18 protein-coding genes are annotated in these 21,114 nt (G+C 61.1%); 4 read left to right on the top strand and 14 right to left on the bottom strand.

Annotated features, from left to right (window positions below):
- Positions 1-410: 410 nt before the first annotated feature.
- Entirely contained in the window at positions 411-1,322 is a 912-nt protein-coding gene (locus ACLGL5_RS15505) for a MurR/RpiR family transcriptional regulator (protein WP_069091462.1), read from the top strand.
- Between the two features lie 28 nt (positions 1,323-1,350).
- Here the strand turns inward: ACLGL5_RS15505 and ACLGL5_RS15500 are convergent, their stop codons facing one another.
- From ACLGL5_RS15500 to ACLGL5_RS15460, 9 genes are all read right to left on the bottom strand, one after another.
- A complete protein-coding gene (locus ACLGL5_RS15500) occupies positions 1,351-2,070 on the bottom strand; it encodes an HAD-IA family hydrolase (RefSeq protein WP_069091461.1) in 720 nt (239 codons plus the stop codon).
- A gap of 3 nt (positions 2,071-2,073) precedes the next feature.
- The gene (locus ACLGL5_RS15495) at positions 2,074-2,955 is read right to left on the bottom strand and encodes a class II fructose-bisphosphate aldolase (RefSeq protein WP_069093329.1); all 882 of its coding nucleotides are present in this window, start codon (positions 2,953-2,955) and stop codon (positions 2,074-2,076) included.
- Between the two features lie 333 nt (positions 2,956-3,288).
- Positions 3,289-5,013 (bottom strand): ABC transporter substrate-binding protein, encoded by a 1,725-nt coding sequence (locus tag ACLGL5_RS15490; protein ID WP_069091460.1) that lies wholly within the window; start codon positions 5,011-5,013, stop codon positions 3,289-3,291.
- A 79-nt stretch (positions 5,014-5,092) separates the two neighbouring features.
- On the bottom strand, positions 5,093-5,380 hold the full coding sequence (locus ACLGL5_RS15485; RefSeq protein WP_038652733.1) for a DUF2160 domain-containing protein: 288 nt from the start codon (positions 5,378-5,380) through the stop codon (positions 5,093-5,095).
- A gap of 2 nt (positions 5,381-5,382) precedes the next feature.
- On the bottom strand, positions 5,383-6,306 hold the full coding sequence (locus tag ACLGL5_RS15480; RefSeq protein ID WP_069091459.1) for a carbohydrate ABC transporter permease: 924 nt from the start codon (positions 6,304-6,306) through the stop codon (positions 5,383-5,385).
- A 1-nt stretch (position 6,307) separates the two neighbouring features.
- Positions 6,308-7,174 carry a carbohydrate ABC transporter permease gene (locus tag ACLGL5_RS15475; protein ID WP_069091458.1) on the bottom strand — a complete coding sequence of 289 codons (867 nt, stop codon included), beginning with the start codon at positions 7,172-7,174 and terminating at the stop codon, positions 6,308-6,310.
- The gene (locus tag ACLGL5_RS15470; RefSeq protein ID WP_069091457.1) at positions 7,175-8,239 is read right to left on the bottom strand and encodes an ABC transporter ATP-binding protein; all 1,065 of its coding nucleotides are present in this window, start codon (positions 8,237-8,239) and stop codon (positions 7,175-7,177) included.
- Between the two features lie 10 nt (positions 8,240-8,249).
- The gene (locus ACLGL5_RS15465; protein ID WP_069091456.1) at positions 8,250-9,329 is read right to left on the bottom strand and encodes an ABC transporter ATP-binding protein; all 1,080 of its coding nucleotides are present in this window, start codon (positions 9,327-9,329) and stop codon (positions 8,250-8,252) included.
- A gap of 47 nt (positions 9,330-9,376) precedes the next feature.
- Positions 9,377-10,945 carry an FGGY-family carbohydrate kinase gene (locus tag ACLGL5_RS15460; RefSeq protein ID WP_069091455.1) on the bottom strand — a complete coding sequence of 523 codons (1,569 nt, stop codon included), beginning with the start codon at positions 10,943-10,945 and terminating at the stop codon, positions 9,377-9,379.
- A gap of 272 nt (positions 10,946-11,217) precedes the next feature.
- Here ACLGL5_RS15460 and ACLGL5_RS15455 point away from each other — a divergent pair, with 272 nt between their 5' ends.
- The 3 genes from ACLGL5_RS15455 (at position 11,218) to lipA (ending at position 14,796) form a co-directional block, all read left to right on the top strand.
- The gene (locus ACLGL5_RS15455) at positions 11,218-12,930 is read left to right on the top strand and encodes a glycerol-3-phosphate dehydrogenase/oxidase (RefSeq protein ID WP_069091454.1); all 1,713 of its coding nucleotides are present in this window, start codon (positions 11,218-11,220) and stop codon (positions 12,928-12,930) included.
- 72 nt (positions 12,931-13,002) lie between these two features.
- Entirely contained in the window at positions 13,003-13,764 is a 762-nt protein-coding gene (gene tpiA / locus ACLGL5_RS15450) for a triose-phosphate isomerase (protein ID WP_069093328.1), read from the top strand.
- Positions 13,765-13,800: 36 nt separating this feature from the next.
- Positions 13,801-14,796 carry a lipoyl synthase gene (lipA, locus tag ACLGL5_RS15445; protein ID WP_069091453.1) on the top strand — a complete coding sequence of 332 codons (996 nt, stop codon included), beginning with the start codon at positions 13,801-13,803 and terminating at the stop codon, positions 14,794-14,796.
- A gap of 32 nt (positions 14,797-14,828) precedes the next feature.
- Here lipA and ACLGL5_RS15440 read toward each other — a convergent pair whose 3' ends face one another.
- The 5 genes from ACLGL5_RS15440 to ACLGL5_RS15420 form a co-directional block, all read right to left on the bottom strand.
- Positions 14,829-16,436: an FGGY-family carbohydrate kinase gene (locus tag ACLGL5_RS15440; protein WP_069091452.1), complete on the bottom strand. Its 1,608-nt coding sequence runs from the start codon at positions 16,434-16,436 to the stop codon at positions 14,829-14,831.
- Positions 16,437-16,442: 6 nt separating this feature from the next.
- Positions 16,443-17,447 carry an ABC transporter permease gene (locus ACLGL5_RS15435; RefSeq protein ID WP_069091451.1) on the bottom strand — a complete coding sequence of 335 codons (1,005 nt, stop codon included), beginning with the start codon at positions 17,445-17,447 and terminating at the stop codon, positions 16,443-16,445.
- Positions 17,444-18,448, bottom strand: a complete 1,005-nt coding sequence (locus ACLGL5_RS15430) for an ABC transporter permease (RefSeq protein ID WP_069091450.1) — start codon at positions 18,446-18,448, stop codon at positions 17,444-17,446. The genes ACLGL5_RS15435 and ACLGL5_RS15430 overlap by 4 nt, the downstream gene beginning before the upstream one ends.
- Positions 18,441-19,961: a sugar ABC transporter ATP-binding protein gene (locus ACLGL5_RS15425; protein WP_069091449.1), complete on the bottom strand. Its 1,521-nt coding sequence runs from the start codon at positions 19,959-19,961 to the stop codon at positions 18,441-18,443. Before ACLGL5_RS15425 ends, ACLGL5_RS15430 begins: the two co-directional genes overlap by 8 nt.
- Positions 19,962-20,039: 78 nt before the next feature.
- On the bottom strand, positions 20,040-21,050 hold the full coding sequence (locus tag ACLGL5_RS15420; protein ID WP_069091448.1) for a sugar ABC transporter substrate-binding protein: 1,011 nt from the start codon (positions 21,048-21,050) through the stop codon (positions 20,040-20,042).
- Positions 21,051-21,114: the final 64 nt, after the last annotated feature.

The raw sequence follows: 21,114 nt of genomic DNA, 5'->3' as shown, positions 1-21,114 counted from the left end.
ACCTGTCGAGAAAATTTTCTTCACAAAATCTCCGATCTGAAAATTCGAAACGACGCGTCAATCGATCCAGGAGCCCCTCTTAACGAATTGTTTTAAAGGAACAAAGGTGAGAGCGCCGCAAAAGCCGGAGATTTCACTCCGGCAGTTTCCTGCTGACACCGCGCCTCTGCCGTCACAATTTTTTATTTTCAGAAAATTATTTTCAGGCCGAAATACGAAGAGTCCAAGCGGCAGCCGGCACGCTCTTCCGAGCTGCAAGAGATCTCGTCCACCGACCTCCCGGCGGCGGCCTCGCATCCAATCGGAAAAGCCTGAACTTAGCGGGTGAAAACTTTTATTCTTCTACCGGAAATGCTAGTGTCGAGGTACGCTGTCGCGATGGCGGCACATTTCGGGAATGGACGTCCTGCATGACAGAGCCTCGCCAGCTTTCGGATCTTCAGCAAAGCGATCTTCTCGAGCGGATACAGGAGCGTTACGGCACACTGCGCAAGTCCGAACGGATCGTTGCCGATTTCCTGCGCAACAATGCCGGCAAGCGATTGGACTCTTCGATCACCGAGTTGGGCCGGAATCTGGGTGTCAGCGAAGCCACCATCAGCCGCGTCAGCCGCGCTCTCGGCTACGAGGGCTACCCGGATATGAAGCTGTCTCTCGCGGAGGGCGCACGCAGCCGCCGATCTTTCGTCAACATTCCCCTCGAGATCGACGACAGCGATTCCCTGATCGTGACCAGCGGTAAGCTCGCGTCTCTCTTGATTTCGGGCCTCGAAGGCACGCATCGCATGCTCGACGCACAACGCCTTGAACTCGCTGTCGAAGCCCTGCGCAAGGCACGCAAAATAGTCTTCGTCGGCGTTGGCGGCGCTGCCGCCATCTGCGACGAAGCGGCTCACCTCTTCATGAAGGCAGGCTTCGACGCGACCAGCTACCGCGACGGCTACACGCAAACGATCGTGGCAGCGACACTTCAGCCCGACGACGTGATGATTGGCGTGTCACACACCGGAACGACGGAAACGGTCACCGGCGCGTTGCTCCTCGCCCGCGAAAAGAAGGCGACGACGATCGCCATTACCAGCAATGCCGCCTCGGACGTAGCGAAGGCCGCCAACGTTTCACTGACGACTTGGGGGGCGAGCCCGCAACTCGTGCCACTGCACGGCGACTTTCTCGAAGGCAGGATCAGCCAGTTGTTCTTGATCGACCTGCTTTACGTCGGCACACTGTTCCGCATGGGAGAAAAGACGGCCGAGAGTCTGCGGACAACCGGCACCGCCCTTGAAAAGCGTTACCGGCACGGCGGCAACAGCGCGGCCTGAACCGGTGGACCTCATGACGCCCTGATATCTATAGAACCGCCTGAGCGGATGCGTCGACGATCGCGCGGCATGCCGGAATGTCGACGCCGGCATCGAGGTCGGCGACAACCCTGTCGGCGAGCGTAAAATCCTCTTCGCTGGTGTAGGACGAAATGGTGACGATGCACTTCATGCCGGCCGCCTTGGCCGCCCGCAGCCCATTGTTGCTGTCTTCGATCACCATGCAGTGCGCCGGCGAAAGACCGAGTGTTTTGGCGGCGAGATCATAGATGTCGGGCGCGGGCTTCTTTGCCCCGACCGCGTCGCCAGCGAAAACGGATATTTTTCCGGACCGTTGCGGTCCGAGCATGACGTCCACCACGGACTGCACCGCTTTTTCGTCGGAGGTGGAACAAACGGCAAGCGTGACGTTTTCGGCAATGGCCTCATCGACGATCCGGCGCACGCCCGGTCTCAGGGGGAGTTCTCCAGTCCTGATCAAGGCCATGAAGATATCTGTCTTCAGACCGTGGATGAGAGCGATCAAAGCTTGGCGGTCCGGATAATTTGGCGGCCATTGCGTCTCGTCGAAATGCCGGCGCATACGCTCCTTGCCGCCAGCGGTCGCCAGCAATTCGCCGTAGCGCTCGATACTCCAGACGCAATCGATGCCAAGCTGGGCGAAAGCCTGATTGAAAGCGACGCGGTGGCCGTCCCGCTCGGTATCGACGAGCACGCCGTCGCAATCGAAAATGAGCGCCTGCATCATCGCTCAGGCCTCCGCGCCTGCCGCATGCGCCGCCTTGCCCGCCGAACCGAAGGCGACGATCATGTCCGTCACATCCTTTTTCATGGCATCATACTGGCCGATGATGAAGGGCAGCGGCTCCTCAAGCTTGGGCTTGTCCTGCCGGACGGCGACGAAACCATCGATGAAGCGATGCTTGTGCATGGTGGAGATGTTGACCTTTGCACAGCCTCCGGCAATGCATCGGTCGAATTGCTCCTGGCTGAGGCCCGTGCCGCCATGCAGGGCGATGGGAATGGCGACCGCGGCGGTAATTTTCTCCAGCAGGGCATAGGCGATCTTTGGCTGCCCCTTGTAGAAGCCATGCGCAGTGCCGATGGCGGGCGCGAAAACGGCAAGGTTTGGCATGTTCTTCACGAATTCGAGGCATTCGTCATAGTCTGCCAAGATGGCCGAATCCTCGGCGACAAACTTGTCGTCCTCGACGCCGCCGATCGCGCCGATCTCGGCCTCTAGCCCGACACCGGCCGCCTCGGTCAGCCGATAGATCTCTTCCGAACGTGCCTTGTTTTCCACGAACGGCAACGACGAGCCGTCAAACATCACGGATGTCCAACCCGCGTCGATGCACCGCCTTATGACATCGCCGTCGCTGCAATGGTCGAGATGAAGAGCTACCGGCACCTCTACGGCTTCCGCCAGCATCCGCACCCATGTCGCGATCGGCTTGAAGCCCCAATGCCTGATGGTCTTGACCGAGACCTGAACGATCATCGGCGCCTTCATGTCGGCGGCACCCTCGACGATAGATCGCGCACTGTTGTAGTCGATCATGTTGAAGGCGGCGATGCCATAGCCGGCCGCCTGTGCCCGCTTCAGCATCGGCCCCATCGATACAAGTGCCATGTCCGTGCCCATCCCATCCGTTGTCTGTTGTTGCGATCGCCATCATGCGGCGCTGGCGCCGGGCGATTGCGAGTCAATAGCGACCCTTGCCAAGATTGATACCAAACTTGGACGATTTGTAAATATTTTTCTGGCTTCACGTATACAAAATTATCAATCATTTCAACGTAGTCAGCCTTGCTGACCGGATCGACATTCCGATTCATTCATTTTTTAGATGCCATCTTGAAAATTATTTCATTCGCATTGCCTTATCCTTGATCAACGAGGAACGCCCGGAGTGCTGCTCCGGGCGTTCTCCATGGGTTGATCAGTTTCAGCTTGCGCCCACGGTTACTTCTGCCAGCTCTTCACCAGCTCGTCATAGTTGATGGTGATCGGCTTTTCCTTCTCGTTCTCGATCTTGAGCTGAGGCGCGAGATTGCCCTTCTTGACCGCGTCGGCGTTCCAGTAAGCAAGGTCATGCTCTTCGGCCATCTTCGGGCCGATATCGCCCTGGACGCCCGACTTCTCGATGCGGCTCATGACCTTTTCCTGCTCGCCGCAGAGCGAGTCCATCGCTTCCTGCGCCGTCTTGGCGCCCGACGAGGCGTCACCGATCGCCTGCCACCAGAGCTGCGCCAGCTTCGGATAGTCCGGCACGTTGGTGCCGGTCGGCGACCACTGAACGCGGGCCGGCGAGCGGTAGAACTCGATCAGACCGCCGAGCTTGGGCGCGCGTTCGGTGAAGCTCTTGTCATGGATGGTGGAGTCGCGAATGAAGGTCAGGCCGACATGGCTCTTCTTCACATCGACGGTCTTCGAGGTGACGAACTGCGCGTAAAGCCAGGCGGCCTTGGCGCGGTCGGTCGGCGTCGACTTCATCAGCGTCCAGGAACCGACGTCCTGATAGCCGAGCTTCATGCCGTCCTTCCAGTAGACGCCATGCGGCGACGGTGCGTAACGCCATTTCGGCGTGCCGTCATCGTTCATCACCGGCAGGCCGGGCTTGACCATTCCGGCGGTGAACGCCGTATACATGAATATCTGCTGGGCGATGTTCCCCTGCGCCGGAACAGGACCCGCTTCAGAGAAGGTCATGCCCTGCGCTTCCTGCGGCGCATAGGCTTTTAGCCAGTCGAGGTACTTCTGGATCGAATAGACGGCTGCCGGACCATTGGTGTCGCCGCCGCGCGCCGTGCAGGAGCCGACCGGCCGCGACTTCTCGTCGACCTTGATGCCCCATTCGTCGACCGGCAGGCCGTTCGGCAGGCCCTTGTCGCCATTGCCGGCCATCGACAGCCAGGCATCGGTGAACCGCCAGCCAAGCGACGGATCCTTCTTGCCGTAGTCCATGTGGCCATAGACCTTCTTGCCGTCGATCTCGCGGCCGGTGAAGAATTCGGCGATGTCCTCATAGGCCGACCAGTTGACCGGGACGCCGAGCTCGTAGCCGTACTTGGCCTTGAAGTCGGCCTTGTTCTTCTCGTCGTTGAACCAGTCGTAACGGAACCAGTAGACGTTCGCGAACTGCTGGTCAGGCAGTTGGTAGAGCTTCTTGTCCGGAGCCGTCGTGAACGAGGTGCCGACAAAATCCTTGAGATCAAGGTTTGGGTTGGTGACGTCCTTGCCGTCGCCGGCCATCCAGTCGGTCAAATTGCGCACCTGCTGGTAGCGCCAGTGGGTGCCGATCAGGTCGGAATCGTTGACCCAGCCGTCATAGAGGTTCTGGCCGGTCTGCATCTGGGTCTGGATCTTTTCGACGACGTCGCCTTCCTGCAGCAGATCATGCGTGACCTTGATGCCGGTGATGGCGGTAAAGGCCGGGGCCAGCACCTGCGATTCATACTCATGCGTGGCGATGGTTTCGGAAACCACCTTGATGTCCATGCCGGCGAAAGGCTTGGCTGCATCGATGAACCACTGCATCTCGGCTTCCTGGCCGGCGCGGTCGAGCGTCGAGAGCGGGCCTATCTCTTTGTCCAGAAAGGCTTTTGCCTCATCCATCCCGGCATAGGCATTGCCCACGCCGAGCAACAGGACAAGGGCCGTTGTTGATGTTAAAAATTGCCGTCGCATGTGTTTCCTCCACTGTTTTAGGTTTCTAGTGCGATCTGGAGCGGTCGCCGGCACGCTGCCGCTCCAACAGTTTCCCCCTCTATACGTAGCGGAACACGCCAATGGCGTAGACCACGGAGAGAGCGAGAGCCCACCACAGGTTGGATCCAACGAGACCCAGCCAAGCGAGATGAATAAAGGCGCTGCCAAGCAGCGACAGGAAAAGACGATCGCCGCGCGTCGTCTCGAAGCGCAGGATACCGACGCGGGGATTGCCGCCCGGCGAGGCGTATTCCCACGCCGCCATGCCGCACAGCAACAGCAGGACGGTCGCGAAGAAGGCCGCCGTCGGCCACGTCCACGCCATCCAGGAGAGGTCTAGGTTCATGATCACACCCTCCCCAGGGCAAAGCCCTTGGCGATATAATTTCGCACGAACCAGATGACGAGCGCGCCGGGGATCAACGTCAGCACGCCGGCGGCGGCGAGCAGGCCCCAATCCATGCCCGCGGCCGAAACGGTGCGCGTCATGGTGGCGGCGATCGGCTTGGCGTCGGTGGTCGTCAGCGTGCGTGCGATCAGCAATTCGACCCACGAGAACATGAAGCAGAAGAAGCAGGCCACACCGATGCCGCTGGCGATCAGCGGCATGAAGATCTTTACGAAGAAGCGCGGGAAGGAATAGCCGTCGATATAGGCGGTCTCGTCGATTTCCTTCGGCACGCCCGACATGAAGCCCTCGAGGATCCACACCGCCAAGGGCACGTTGAACAGGCAGTGCGCCAGCGCCACAGCGATATGCGTGTCGATCAGCCCGAAGGCCGAGTAGAGTTGGAAGAACGGCAGTGCGAACACCGCCGGCGGCGCCATGCGGTTGGTCAGCAGCCAGAAGAACAGATGTTTGTCGCCAAGGAATCGGTAGCGCGAGAAGGCATAGGCCGCCGGCAGCGCCACCGATACCGAAATCACCATGTTCATGACCACATAGGTGATCGAATTGATGTAGCCGGAGTACCAGGACGCATCGGTGAAGATGGTGACGTAGTTGGCGAGCGTCGGCGCGTGCGGGTAGAGCGTCAGCGACGAGACGATCTCGGCATTGGTCTTGAAGCTCATATTGATGAGCCAGTAGATCGGCAGCAAAAGTACGATGATGTAGAGCGTCGGCACGATCCACCACCAGCGCGATTCCTCACCGCGCCGGCGCATCAGCCGCGCTATCTGGTCCTGCGACATTGCGCTGGCAAGCCCTTCCGAAGCCGTCGTTTCACTCACTCTGTCCTGCCTCGTCGTTCGTTCATTGGCGCCGCTCATCTCAGCGCTCCGCGTCGTAGTTGGTCATCACGGTGTAGAACACCCATGACAACAACAGGATGATGAGGAAGTAGACGAGCGACATGGCCGCGGCCGGGCCAAGGTCGAACTGGCCGAGCGCCGTCTTGACGAGATCGATCGACAGGAAGGTCGTCGAACTGCCCGGCCCGCCGCCGGTGACGACGAAGGGTTCGGTGTAGATCATGAAACTGTCCATGAAGCGCAGCAGCACGGCGATCAAAAGCACGCGCTGCATCTTCGGCAGCTGGATGTAGCGGAACACCGCCCAGCGCGAGGCCCCGTCGATCTTGGCCGCCTGGTAGAAGGCATCGGGGATCGAGACCAGTCCGGCATAGCAGAGCAGCACGACGAGGCTGGTCCAGTGCCAGACATCCATGACGATGACGGTGACCCAAGCGTCGAACGGATCCTGTCCATAGTTGTAGTCGATGCCGAGCGCGTTGACGTAGTAGCCCATCAGCCCGATGTCGTTGCGTCCGAACACCTGCCAGATGGTGCCGACGACGTTCCACGGGATCAGCAGTGGCAGTGCCATCAGCACCAGGCAGACCGGCACGCCCCAGCCCTTCTTCGGCATGTTGAGCGCGATGAAGATGCCGAGCGGCACCTCGATCGCCAGGATGATGAAGGAAAAGATCAGGTTGCGGACCATCGCCTCCCAGAAGCGGCTGGACGACAGCAGTTCCTCGAACCATTCGGTGCCGGCCCAGAAGAAGACATTGTTGCCGAACGTGTCCTGCACCGAATAGTTGACCACCGTCATCAGCGGGATGACGGCCGAGAATGCCACCAGCACCAGCACCGGCAGCACGAGGAACCAGGCCTTGTTGTTCCAGGTCTTGTCCATCTATGCCCCCATCTCGACACGCCAGGAATCGGCATAGATGTTGATGCCGGCCGGATCGAACCGCACCTTCGGTTCGGCTGGCACGGTCTCGTCCTCGCCGATGACGGCCGCGATGTCGCGCCCCTCCAGCTTGGCGCGAACCACCTTGTGGCGGCCGAGATCCTCGACCTTGCTGATCGAGACGGCCATGCCGTCACGGCCGAGCCGCACATATTCGGGGCGGATGCCGAGTTCGACAGCGCCGGCGGCTTTGGGCGCGCCCGGCAGGTCGATCCGCTGCGAGCCAAGCGTCGCCGTCCTGCCGTCGATCGCCACCGGCATGACGTTCATGCCCGGCGAGCCGATGAAATAACCGACAAAGGTATGACGCGGCCGCTCGAACAGTTCCGCCGGCGTGCCGATCTGCACGATGCCGCCATCATACATGACGACGACCTGGTCGGCGAAGGTCAGCGCCTCGGTCTGGTCATGGGTGACGTAGACCATGGTATAGCCGAAGCGGCGGTGAAGCTGCTTCAATTGCGAGCGCAGCACCCACTTCATATGCGGGTCGATGACGGTCAATGGCTCGTCGAACAGGATGGCGTTGACGTCGGAGCGCACCAGGCCGCGGCCGAGCGAGATTTTCTGCTTCTGGTCGGCGGTCAGGCCTCTCGCCTTCTTCTTGGCCCAGGACGCCAGGTCGATCATCTCCAGCGTCTCGCGCACCTTGCGGTCGACATCGACCTCCGGCACGCCGCGGTTGCGAAGCGGGAAGGCCAGATTGTCGTAGACGGTCATGGTGTCGTAGATGACCGGAAACTGGAACACCTGCGCGATGTTGCGTTCCTGCGTCGACAGATTGGTGACGTCCCTGCCGTTGAACAGCAACTGGCCGTGCGAGGGATGCAGCAGTCCCGAAATGATGTTGAGCAGCGTGGTCTTGCCGCAGCCCGAGGGCCCGAGCAGCGCATAGGCGCCGCCATCCTCGAATGTGTGGTGCACTTCCCTGAGCGCGAAATCGGCATCCTTCTGCGGGTTCGGCAGGTAGGAATGCCTGACATGGTTGACGTCGATGCGCGCCATATCGCCCTCCTCAAGCCGCCAGCTTCGGCGCGGTCACGGCGCGGCCGTGCTCGTCGAAGACCATGATGTGACGCGGATCGATGAACACCTCGACCACTTCGTCGGTCTCGAAATCCCTGATGCCGTGGGTCAGCATGACCCAGCGCACGTCGGCAAAATCGAGATGGATGAAACTCTCCGACCCGGTGATCTCGGTGATGGTCACCTTGGCCCGCACAGGCACGGCGCCGGCGTTGGGACGATCGAGCGACAGATGGTGCGGTTGGAAGCCGATCGTGTAGTTGCCGTCGGCGATGCCGACGAGTTCGGGCGGCACCGGCAGCTTCACCCCGCCTTCGAGCAGGAAGTCGACGCCCTTCTTGGCCAGCACGATGGTGTTGAGCGGCGGATCGGCGAAGGTCCTGGCCGTCACCAGGTCGACCGGCTTGCGGAAGACGTCGATGGTCGGTCCGAACTGCGTGATGCGGCCTTCCGACAGCGTTGCCGTATTGCCGCCGAGCAGCAGCGCCTCGTGCGGCTCTGTCGTGGCGTAGACGAAGATGGTGCCGGCGGCGGCGAAGATCCTCGGCAGTTCGGCCCGCAACTCCTCGCGCAATTTGTAGTCGAGATTGGCGAGCGGCTCGTCGAGCAGCACCAGGCTGGCATTCTTGACGATGGCGCGCGCCAGCGCGGTGCGCTGCTGCTGGCCGCCCGACAGGCTGAGCGGCGTGCGGTCGAGATAGGGCGTCAGCTTCAGCAGCGCCGCGGCCTCGCGCACCTGGCTGTCGATCTTGCCTTGCTCCCCGCCGGCCACCCGGAGCGGCGAAGCGATGTTCTCATAGACGGTCATCGCCGGATAGTTGATGAACTGCTGGTAGACCATGGCGATCTTGCGCTTCTGCACCGGCACACCGGTGACATCCTGGCCATCGAACCAGACCGAGCCGGAGGTCGGCACATCGAGACCTGCCATCAGCCGCATCAGGCTGGTCTTGCCGGAGAGCGTCGGCCCGAGCAGGACGTTGAGCGAGCCGTGCTGAAGCGTCAGCGAGACATCGCGTACGTGCTCGACCGCACCGACCGTCTTGGTGACGTTCCTCAGTTCAAGCATGCGTCGCAATACCTTCCATAAAACATCGATGGCTCATGAGCGGCACGTCAGACAACAGCAAGCGCCGGCCTGGACCGGCTGATTTCATGCTGAGCATCCTGGACCTGGGTTTGCGACCAGAGGGGGGCAATGACGTCGATGGCGTTGCGGTAGATGTTGTACTTCGCGGTCAACACGTTCGCCCGCACCGGATCCGGCTCGAACCGCTGATCGATGCGAACCATGGCTGCGATCGCCGCCGGAATATCGGCATGGATACCAGTTGCCACGGAAGCGCAGATGGCAGCGCCCTTAGCCCCAAACTCGGTTCCGTTGGCGATCTCGATGGGAAGACCGAGACCATCGGCGAACATCTGCGCCCAGACAGCGCTTCGCGACGGGCCGCCGGCGAGACGGATTACCTTGGGGTCTGCGGCATCCGCGCCGTTGAGCAGATAGGACATGTCATAACGATGAGCGAAAACCACCCCCTCGTAGACCGCCCGCACGATATCGGCGAGCGAAACGCCCGCCCTCAACCCGAGAAACCCCGCGGGCGCACCGTTAGGACCATCATAAAGGAAGGGGAAGAAGAGAATTTTGTTGTCGCGCGCCAGTGCGCCTGCGACCAGATCGTTGCAAATATCGTAGACGCTACGGCCTTCGAGCAGCGCACGCTGCGCCTCGGCCGAAAGCATGGTCTTGCACATCCATTCCAGATTGCTCGCGGAGGTCGGCGTCGCCGTGGTTGCCAGTATCTGGCCTCCAACCGGATAAGGCGTCTGGATCGTCGGCAACGGGTTCAGCGACGGCTTGCCGTGAACGGTCGAGTGAATGCTGAACGTCCCCGCGACCGCTGCAAGCTGGTCAGGGTGCTCGACGCCCGAAGCGAGCGAGCAGCCGACAACGTCGTATACGCCTCGCACGACCGGCGTGCCGGCACGCAGGCCCGTTTGTCGTGCAGCTTCGTCGCTGATGCCACCGACGATCTCCACCCCTGGACCGATCGATGGCAGCTTGCCGAGCCATGACGTGAGGCCCGCCTCCTCGAAGGCTTCTCGCGAAATTTCGGAACACGAGACATTGATGATGCCCGCGCAGCCGGCATCCGTCGGGTCGGTCGAGATATCGCCGCAAAGGCGCAAGCGCAGGAAGTCCTTGCACGACATGACATGCGCCGTGCGACGCAACACCTCCGGCTCGTTCTCCTGTATCCATGCAAGGATCGGCAATGTCTGACCGGGCCAGATCTGTTGCTGGATGTGCCGGGAGACCGCGGCCGCGCGACCAGTCGCCGTCCATCGCGAAATTAGCGGAATAGATCGGGTATCGGTGGACACCAGCGCGTTTCGAACAGGAGTTCCGCGATCGTCAACCAAATAGACGCCGCCGCCATAGCCAGAAGGCGTGACGGCGACTATGTCCGCGGGATCGGTACCCGTCTTCTCCAGCAAGGTCCGGACGCACTCGCACGTTGCGCGCCACATTCTATCCGCATCGCGCTCCGTCCAGCCCTCGTGCGGCAGCAACATCACATTGGCCCGCCGCTCGCTGGCGACTTCATTTCCGTGGACGTCAAACAGAACGACTTTCGTCATCGTCCCACCGGCGTCGATGCCAATAAGGCGCTCGCGCATGGTTCCTCCTCCAGACCGGCACGCATCGTCTCCAACCGACGCGCTAGGAACGCGAATTCCTGCCCGGCATTCTCCTCTGCAGTGAGGCTATTTGACCGAGAAAAATTGTCAATCCAATTTGTAAGAAAATTTTTTACATGCATAACTATCAGATATATATTGGTTTTTTAGATTTCAATCGGAAAATTTCTCATTGCTTCGCTTCCAAAAGGAATAAACTGCCATTATGCAGAGCCCCTGGATGTCAGCCCCAGAAGAGCCAGGAGAAGACGATGCGTAATCGCGAAGAGGTGTTGCGGCAGCTCAGCGCCTTGCCTGATGGGAGCGCGCCCATCTTGATTGTCGGCGGCGGCATTAACGGCATCGGCCTCTATCGCGATCTCGCCCTGCAGGGCGTACCGGCCGTCCTGATCGACAAGTACGATTTTTGTTCAGGAACGAGCGCCGCACCCTCGCGTCTTGTCCATGGCGGACTGCGCTATCTTGAAACGGGCGAGTTCGAGCTGGTGCAAGAGTCCGTCATCGAGCGCAATCATCTGCTGAGGAATGCGCCGCATCTGGTGAAGCCGATCCCGGTCTGGGTTCCGGCTTTCAGTTGGCTTGGCGGCATCTTCTCGGCGGGCCTCCGCTTCCTGAAGCTCAAGAAGAGGCCTGGCGCCAAGGGCATTCTCGTCGTCAAGCTCGGCCTCGTCTTCTTCGATCGCTTCGGCGGGGCCAGCCAGACCATGCCTCGACACCGGCTCGTACCGCACGCGGAAAGCCGACGCAGGATGCCTGGGCTGTCGGACAAGGTGCGTGCTGTCGCCGAATATTTCGATGCGCGCCTTCTGCATCCGGAGCGCCTGGCCCTCGAACTGATCAAGGACGCCGAGCGAGACTGCCCGCGGTCCCTCGCCATTCCTTATGTTTCGCTTGAGGAAACCCGGGACGGCGTTGTTCGCCTGAAGGATGGCATCACCGGCGAGATGTTCGCAATGGACCCGCGGCTTGTCATCAATTGCTCAGGCGCATGGGTCGACGACGTCAATCGCCGGCTGAACATTGACAAGCGCCTGATCGGTGGCACGCGCGGATCGCATCTCATCATGCGTCGGCCCGATCTGGCACGGCAGTTGGACGATGGCATGCTCTACTTCGAAACCAAGGATTTTCGCGCCTGTCTGGTCTACGCTCTCGACTCGCAAAACATCCTCCTCGGCACCACCGATATCCGCGCCAGCGATCCAGAGGCCGCCAGTTGCTCCGATGAAGAAATCGACTACCTCTTCGACGCCCTGGAACAAGTGCTGCCCGGCGCCAGGGGCCAAAGGTCGGAAATCGTTTTTGCCTACGCCGGCATTCGCCCTCTGCCCTGGAGCGGCGACACTACAACTGGCGCGATCAGTCGTGACCATGCGCTGCATGAATTCGAACCAGGGTCAGATCGCCCCTTTCCCGTTCTGACATTGGTCGGCGGGAAATGGACGACCTATCGCGCCTGTGCGGAACAGATATGCGATGCCGTCCTCAAACGCCTAGCCATCAGGAGGTCCGGCAGCACGATCTTGCAAGCCATCGGTGCCGCACGGGCTCTTCCAACCAACGAGATCGGAAGCGACCGCGCTCTGGAAGAAATCGTCAACGCATCGGGATTGGAGCGCCAGCTTGTGGCGAAGCTGTTGCGTCGCTACGGCGGCGCAGCCGGACAGGTCGCCGCCATGGTGGCTGACGGCGGTCGGCAGACACTCGGCCGCGAGGGCCAGTATCACGAAGGCGAAATTCGCTGGGTCGCGCGGAACGAGCGCGTAACCCGTCTTGCCGATATCGTTTTGCGCCGCACGCTTCTTCCATTCGAAAATGCAATCACAGGCGATGCCATTACCGGCATCGCCGCGATTGCCGCTCGCGAACTGGGTTGGGACGAGGCGCGGCGGGCTGAGGAGGTCAAGCTGACCACAGCCCTGTTGACGCAGCATCACAGGGTCAAGTCGCTGGCCGCGGCGTAAACGGCGCTCCCCTTCCCGCAAACAGTATCTCCGCTTTGACATTTTTGAGACACGCGAAAGGCATCGATGACCATGACACCCGGAACAAAGCCGCTGGTTGCCGGCAACTGGAAAATGAACGGCCTGCGCTCGTCTCTAGACACATTGAAGAACATCGCTAGCGGAGCCGCGGCCTTTGTCGGCAAAACGGACATGCTGATCTGTCCGCCGGCAACCCTGCTTCGGGAGGCAACATCACTGTGTTCGGGAGCGGTTCTCCAGATTGGCGCGCAGGATTGCCACCCTCTCCCGTCGGGTGCTCATACGGGGGAGATATCCGCGGCGATGGTCGCGGATTGCGGCGCTACCTTCGTCATCGTGGGGCATTCGGAGCGTCGTGATTTTCAAAACGAGACCGATGCTATCGTTCGCAGCAAGGCAGTGGCGGCGCACGGCGCAGGACTGGTCGCCATCGTGTGCGTCGGCGAAACCGGAGCGGAGCGGCAGTCCGGTGAAACCCTGAATGTCTTGAAGCGGCAGCTTGCCTGTTCCGTTCCCGACGGCGCCGCCGCCGTCAACACGGTCATCGCCTACGAGCCGGTCTGGGCGATCGGGACAGGGCTCACGCCGACGACGGACGACATTCGCGAAGCCCATGCTTTCATGCGCGCCGAACTCGTGTCCCGTTTCGGTAGAGGCGGCACAAATATGCGGATTCTCTACGGCGGTTCGGTCAAGGCTTCCAACGCCGCCGAACTGATGGCGATCGACAATGTGGATGGCGCGCTTGTCGGAGGCGCGAGCCTGAAGGCCGACGATTTTCTCGCCATCGCCGGGATCTATGAAACCCTTTGAAGCCGGTCGTCAGACGGCGACGGAGCAGGAACGAATATGGTCACCATTCTCGACAGAACCAATCCAGCCGCGGCAACAACCCGGCCACGGCATCCGGAGAAGGCCCACAAGCCCGATAAGGAAATGCTGAAGAAGCCAGACTGGATTCGCGTCAGGGCATCCATGTCGGCAAGTTACCACGAAACGCGCTCGATCGTGAAGTCGCACAAGCTCGTGACCGTCTGCGAGGAGGCCGGTTGCCCCAACATCGGCGAGTGCTGGGATAAGAAGCACGCAACCTTCATGATCATGGGCGAGATCTGCACCCGCGCTTGCGCCTTTTGCAATGTCGCGACGGGTCGGCCCAGCGCGTTGGACATCGCCGAGCCACAAAATATTGCCCACGCAGTCAAGCAGATGGGCCTCAGCCATGTCGTCATCACCTCGGTCGACCGCGACGATCTGGACGATGGCGGCGCGGAGCATTTCGAGAGAGTTATCTTCGCGATCCGCGCGGCCTCGCCACAGACGACCATTGAGATCCTGACACCCGATTTTCTGAGAAAGCCCGGGGCACTCGAGCGCGTCGTCGCGGCCAGGCCGGACGTTTTCAACCACAATATGGAAACCGTGGCGTCCAACTATCTGACCGTTCGTCCCGGCGCGCGTTACTTCCACTCCATCAGGCTTCTGCAGCGGGTCAAGGAACTCGTCCCCACTGTGTTCACCAAGTCCGGCATCATGCTGGGCCTGGGCGAGGCGCGCAACGAAGTGCTGCAGTTGATGGACGACCTGCGCGTCGCCGACGTCGATTTCCTGACCATCGGCCAATACCTCCAACCGACGCGCAAGCACCACAAGGTAGAGGCCTTCGTGACGCCGGAAGAGTTCAAATCCTACGAAACAGTTGCCTATAGCAAGGGCTTCCTGATGGTGGCTTCAAGCCCGCTGACCCGCTCCTCCCATCATGCCGGCGACGATTTTTCCCGGCTGAGGGCAGCGCGCGAAAAGAAGGTGGAGGCTGCCGGGATTGCGGCTTGGGAAAAGGCCTGATCAGCCCGCCGCCCAGATCGTCCGCCACTCCACTACAGGGCCGCCTGCCGCTGCTGCGGCTTTAAATCCGGGACCGACGCCCGCGGGAAAGCAGCCGCTTCCATGCCCGGTTTCCGTTCGCCACGCCGCGCCATGCGATGCATCAGAGGTGCCAGCGCTGCGTGCGTATCGCGGTAGAAGCCGAAAACCTCGCCATACTGGTCGTTGCGGCGCATGTCGGGTTCGACGATATGATCTTCGGCGACCATGGCTGCGGCGGCCTCGGGGAGACTGCCGTAGAAACCGGCGCCAACGGCTGCGGCAATTGCCGATCCAAGAGCGGTCGCTTCCAGAACCTTCGGAACGATGATCGGAATGCCGCAGACATCGGCATGCATCTGCATCAGGAACGGGGTGCGCGTCGCACCGCCGCATATCACCATGGTCTGGACGGCGACATCATGGCGGGCGAGCGTGCGCAGAATGTTTTCGGTACCATAGGCAATGGATTCCAGCAGCGCCCGCAGCATATGCGCCGGCGTATGCTTCAGGGTCAGACCCCAGAGCGCGCCCTGAAGATCGTAGTCGATATAGGGGTTTCGGTTGCCCTGCCAGAAATCGAGCGCGATGAGGCCGTCGGCGCCGATGGGAATATCGCCTGCCTCCCGCAGCATCCGCTCATATGCGTCGGGTCCAGAACCCACGAGCTTTCCCATGTGATCGTGCCACCAGCGGATGATCGAGCCGGAGGAGACCTGCCCGCCCTCCATGACGAAGAGGTTCGGCACGACGCAATCGGGATGCGGACCGAAGATGCCGGGAACCTCGGTGTCCTGATCTGTCATCGGCAGGACGAGATGGGACGAACCGGTGATGAAGGCAGTCCTGCCGGGCTCGCACACGTTGAGGCCCACCATCGCCACATAGGCATCCGTTCCACCGCACACCACCGTCGTGTGGGGCGCCAGGCCCATGGCTTCGGCCGCCTCCGGCACGATCCGGCCTATGGAGGCGCCCAGTGGCTGGATATCATCGGGGAAACGTCCGGTAATATCGCCGAGTCCGATCTTGCGGTAGAACTCTTGCGGCCAGCCGCCACGGCGCCCATCGTAGAACCAGCGGTTGGTGATCTGGTTGAGGCCAAGGGTCAGCCTGCCAGTCATGCGGAAGGCGAGATAGTCGGCCATCTCGACGAACCAGCGCGAGCGCTCGTAAATCTCCGGCCGGTTTTCCTTGATCCACAGGATTTTGGGAATCATCCATTCCGAACTGACGCCAAGTTGCGAACGCCGGAGGGCTGCGTCGTTTGTCTCCATCATCCGCCGCGCCTGGGGTGACGCCCGATTGTCCATCCAAAGGATCGCCGGCATGCTTGGCGTGCCGTCCCGCTCGAGCGCCACCAGCGTGCTCGACGTGCCGTCGGCCGAGATGGCCGAAATGTCGGCCGGGCTAACGCCGGACATGTGGACGGCCTGACGCACCGCAAGGCAGGCGGCGTGCCACCAGTCGGCGGGCGTCTGCTCGGCCCAGCCGGCACGGGGGAACCTCGTCTCGTATTCGTGGGTCGCCATGGCGACGACCTTGCCATCGAGATCGGCAACGATCGCCCGCGCGCCTCCAGTGCCGCCGTCGAGGCCAATGAAGTAAGCAGACTTTTTCATCGGCTCCTAAGCTCCCTGTACGGGTGACGACGACCGGTGCCCGAACTGCATGGCCACAGCGACGCCAACCAGCAGAAGCACACCCTTGATGATCTGGCGCTGATAGTCGGCCCAGCCGAACATGGCGCTGCCGCTGACGAGAACCGACAGCAACAGGATGGCTGTCGTCGTGCCGAGCACATTCGGCTTGCCAATGCGCAGCATCAAGCCGCCCAGCAGCACCGCCGTCAGCCCGTCGATGAAATAGGAGGAGCCGATCATGGGCTGGCCGGACGACAGGCTTGCCGCCAGCAGGACGCCGGCGATCGCCGAACAGATGCCGGAGAAGACGAAGAGAAAGAGAAGGAGGCTGCGGGCAGCGATCCCCGCCTCGTTGACTGCCTTCTCGTTCTGCGCCAAGGCGAAGATATAGTGTCCAAAGGTGAGCTTCTCCTGCGCGTACCAGGAGACCAGGTAGAGCAGCGCGGTGATGACCGCGATCACCGGCACCGGCCCCCAATTCGTAAAAAGCAGGTCGCCGAGAGGTCCCGCATCCGCGATGCGGATCGACGTTCCCTTGCCAAGTGCTGCCGCGATGGAGGCGCAGATGCCGCCGGTGGCGATGGTGACGATCAGCGCCGGAATCCTGAGGATCGCGATCAGGGCGCCATTGAGCAAGCCGGCCACCGCGCCGACGGCGACGCCGCAGATCGCCGCCAGGCTCCAGCCGCTTCCGCTCGCCAGAAGCCAGGCCGTCGTCATGTTGCCGAGGGCCGCGACCTGCATGAAGCTGACGTCGATCTTGCCGGCGGCAATGACCCATGTGAGCCCGAGGATCATGATCGCCATCAACGCTGAGGAGCGCAGTATCGTCGCGATATTGGAGTTATCGAGCAACTGCGGTCGGAGGAAAGCGAAGACGGCGATCATGACAAGTAAGGTCGCAACCAGCCAGTAGCGCCCTATAATGCGATTGATTGCTTTCGAGTGCCGGCGTTCCGCGACGGCGTGCGTGGAAATGACATCCGTCATGAACGTTTCTCACTGGCTGATGTGACCGGCTGAATGAACGAGGCCAGATCGCTGAAAAGCTCGCGGACCCGCGCATCGAACAGCACCACGCCGGTGAGCAGGATCGCGCTGACGACACCGTCGCTGTAGTAGTAGGGCACTCCGAGAAGCGAGAACCCATCCAGCAGCATGGTGATGAGAAAGGTGCCGGCCAGTGTCGCCAGAACCGAGGTGCCGCCTAGAAGCGCGGCGCCGAGGAAGACGCCGGCATAGGCAGGCATCAAGAGGGTTGCGCCCTTGTTCGTGTCGGCCGTTCCTGATTCGGCAAGAATGAGCACAACGGCGAGGACAGAGGTGACGGCGCAGATGACGAAGGCCATCATCGTGTAGGTCCGGACGGGAACGCCCGAGAAATAGGCAGAGACAGGGTTCTCGCCGGTTGCATAGAACGAGGCGCCGTAGCGCGTGCGGTGCATGAACACCCAGGCGATGGCGTAGAGTGCGATCAGGAAGAAGAACGAGACGCTGTAACCGAAAAGGCGAGCATCGTTGAGGTTCAGAATGCCCGAGGTGACGAAGTTCTGGAAGATCGTCCTGCCATTGGAATACAGGAACGCCAGGCCTCCGGCGATCGAACCGGTGGCAATGGTGGTGACGATGTCGGGTAAGCCGAAATAGCTGATTGCCATGCCGTTGAAAGCGCCGACGATGGCCGCGGCTAGGACACCCACCAGAATGCAGAGCCAGAGTTCATGTCCCCCGGCAATCATGAAGCCGATGGTCATGGCCGCGAAGCAGGCAGTCCCCGCAAAGGAAAGATCGAATTTCCGTACGATGACCACCAGGGTGAGGCCGAGGGCAGCCAGTCCGTTCGCGGCCATGTGCCGGGTGACGGCGGATATGTTCTGGGTGGACAGAAATCGCGGCTCGACCGTCGTGAAGGCGGCGCCGATTATGAAAACCAGTGCAGCGAACGCCAGGAACCGGACGGTCCCGGCGGACACGATCCCAAATTTAAGCATGACTTGGGTCTCCCATGATGCCGGCCATCAGAAGTTCGTTGCGGGTGAAGACCCTGTCGCCGGGAACGACCTGCCGCCCTTTGTAGAGGGCGAAGGCGCGATCGGAGATACCATGCGCCTCGTCGCAATCCGTCGACATGACGATCACGCCCGACGTCATGGCGAGTTCGCGCATCAGCCCGTAGAGCTTCGCTCGCGCGCCGATATCCACGCCGACCGTCGGCTCGACGAAAATATAGACATCCGCATCGGCGAAGAGGCCTTTCGCCACGACGATCTTCTGCTGGTTGCCACCGCTGAAGCCGCTTACCGGCATCGTCACATTAGCCGGGCTGAGCGTGACACGGGCCGCAAACTCCTCGCTCTTGCGCCGGTTGGCCGAACGCTTGAGAAAGCCGGCAAAGCTCGAGGCGCGGCCGAGATTGGCAAGCGTGATGTTGAAGATCGAGGATTGCTGCAGCGCCAACCCTTCGACACGACGGTCGCCGGGAACAAGGAAGATCCCCGCCTTCAGGGCTTCGGCTGGAGATTTCGGGCTGACTTTCCTGCCGTTCAGTTCGACAGAGCCCGCTTCGGTCGCCAGCGCGCCGTAAAGCACCTTCGACAACTCGTCGATACCGGAACCGACGAGGCCGAAAACGCCGAGAATTTCGCCCCGTCTCAATTGGAAGCTGACATTGGAGAACAGCCGCTGATGCCGCAGATTGCGGACATCCAGTACCAGTTCGCCCAATTGCTCCGGTTCGGCCTTTTCCGGAAAGACGGCACCAAGCGTTTCGCCAAGCATCAACTCCGCAAGCGACAGGTTCTTGTCGCGAACCTGCTGCGGTGTCATCGTCGAAATCATCCGCCCGCCGCGAAACACGGAAAACCGGTCCGCGATTTCCATGACCTCTTCAAGCCGGTGCGTAATGTAGAGAATTGAGATACCGCTGGCGCGCAGCGTGTTCATAAGGCGGAAAAGCACTTCCTTTTCCACTTCCGTAAGCGTCGATGTCGGCTCGTCGAGAATGAGAATGCGAATGTGATCCCCGGCGATCGCCTGCAGGATCGCGATGATCTCGCGTTCCACCGCCGGCATGTCGTCGATTCGCCGCGAAAGATCGATCTCGACCGGGAAACGCGACAGAAGCTCGTCACCGCGGCGTTTCAGGACGCTCCGATCGATGCCGGAAAGGAAACGCCCGCGCTCGGATTCGCGGCCAAGAAATATATTCTCATAGCCGGTGAAATCAGCGACCAGTTCGGGATGCTGCTGCACCGTGGCGATACCGCAGCGAATGGCATCCTTAGGGTTGTGGCAATCGATCTCGCGACCATCGACTTCGATCACACCCTTATCCCTAGTATAGACGCCGGAGAGGATTTTGATGAATGTCGATTTTCCAGCACCGTTGACGCCAAGGAGCGCGTGGACCTCGCCCTTCTCCAGCACGAAATCGACATCGTCGAGCGCGTTGATCCATCCGAACCGCTTCGAAACCGCCTTGGCGCATAGTGCGGGAACCGTCATCACCCACTCCTGAGCTGCATTGTCACATGCCGTCGTGGACCGACGCGACCCTTTCGAGCCGCGCCGGCCTTTTCGCAATCACACCGCGCGAACCCATCCGAGTTCGGCGCCACGACCGGGAACGTCAAAGTCGTCCGGAATGCTATCCTTCAGCATCGACTGATCGACGGCATAAGTCGGCGTCACCACCAGTCGCGGCGTCTTTTTGCCTTCCAGATGCTGATGCGCGTAGAAAACCGATAGGTAGGCCATTTCGTAGAAGCTCTGCGCCATGGAGAGCTTCAACTGCGAGGGAGCAGCGATGTAGTTGAAGGCCTGCGAGCCGCCGTCGATGCCCGTGATGATGAGGTTCGGCCGATCCGCTGCGCGGGCGGCCAGCGTGCCTTCGACAGCAGCGCCATCCCAGGCGCACCAGATTGCGTCGATATCGGCATTTGCCGTCAGAATGTTGTCAACGGCCTGGCGTGGGGTCACGTTTCCGGCAAGCGCAAAGGCCCAGTCGGTTACGATCTTGATGTCTGGATAGCGGCGCAGCGTCCATTCCATGCCGAGTGTACGCTGGTCCCAACTTTCGTTTTGCGGCAGGAGAACGCGCGCGATGCGACCCTTGCCCTTCAGTTGCTTGGCGATGTACTCGCAGGAGTATTCACCCATGCCGAAATTGTTCGACATCGAGGTGGTGTTCACAGCCACGCCCGGCACGGCGCTGTCGGCACAGAAGACCGGGATACCGGCGGCAATGGCGCGCTGGACGGCTGGCGCGATCGCGACGGCGTCGGCCGGCGTGATGAACAGCGCTTCCGGCTTCGATGCGATCAGCGAGTCGATCTGGTCGGTCTGGGTCTTGGCGTCGAAGCCGGCATCCGTGGTGGTCAGCGTGCCGCCGAGTTCCTTGACTGCGGCGTTGAAGCCGTCCTGAAGATGGCGGCCGGAATCGTAGGTCGTCCAGCCGAGCGCCGCTGCGAACTTGCGGTCCGCCGCTTGCGCACGAGCACCGGTCGAACCAAGATATTGCGCGGCGATGAGCGCTGCTGTTCCGCCGAGCATTGCGCGACGGGAAAGTCCAAAGTTCAGTTCGTCGAAATTCATGTCTATCCTCCCATGAGAAACATTTGCCGTTCAATCCCGGACATCGTCCTGATGTCCGCGGACA

This window comes from Mesorhizobium sp. U510 (assembly GCF_059180695.1).
Note: the sequence above shows the minus strand (reverse complement) of the source record. Positions and strands in the feature narration are given on the sequence as shown.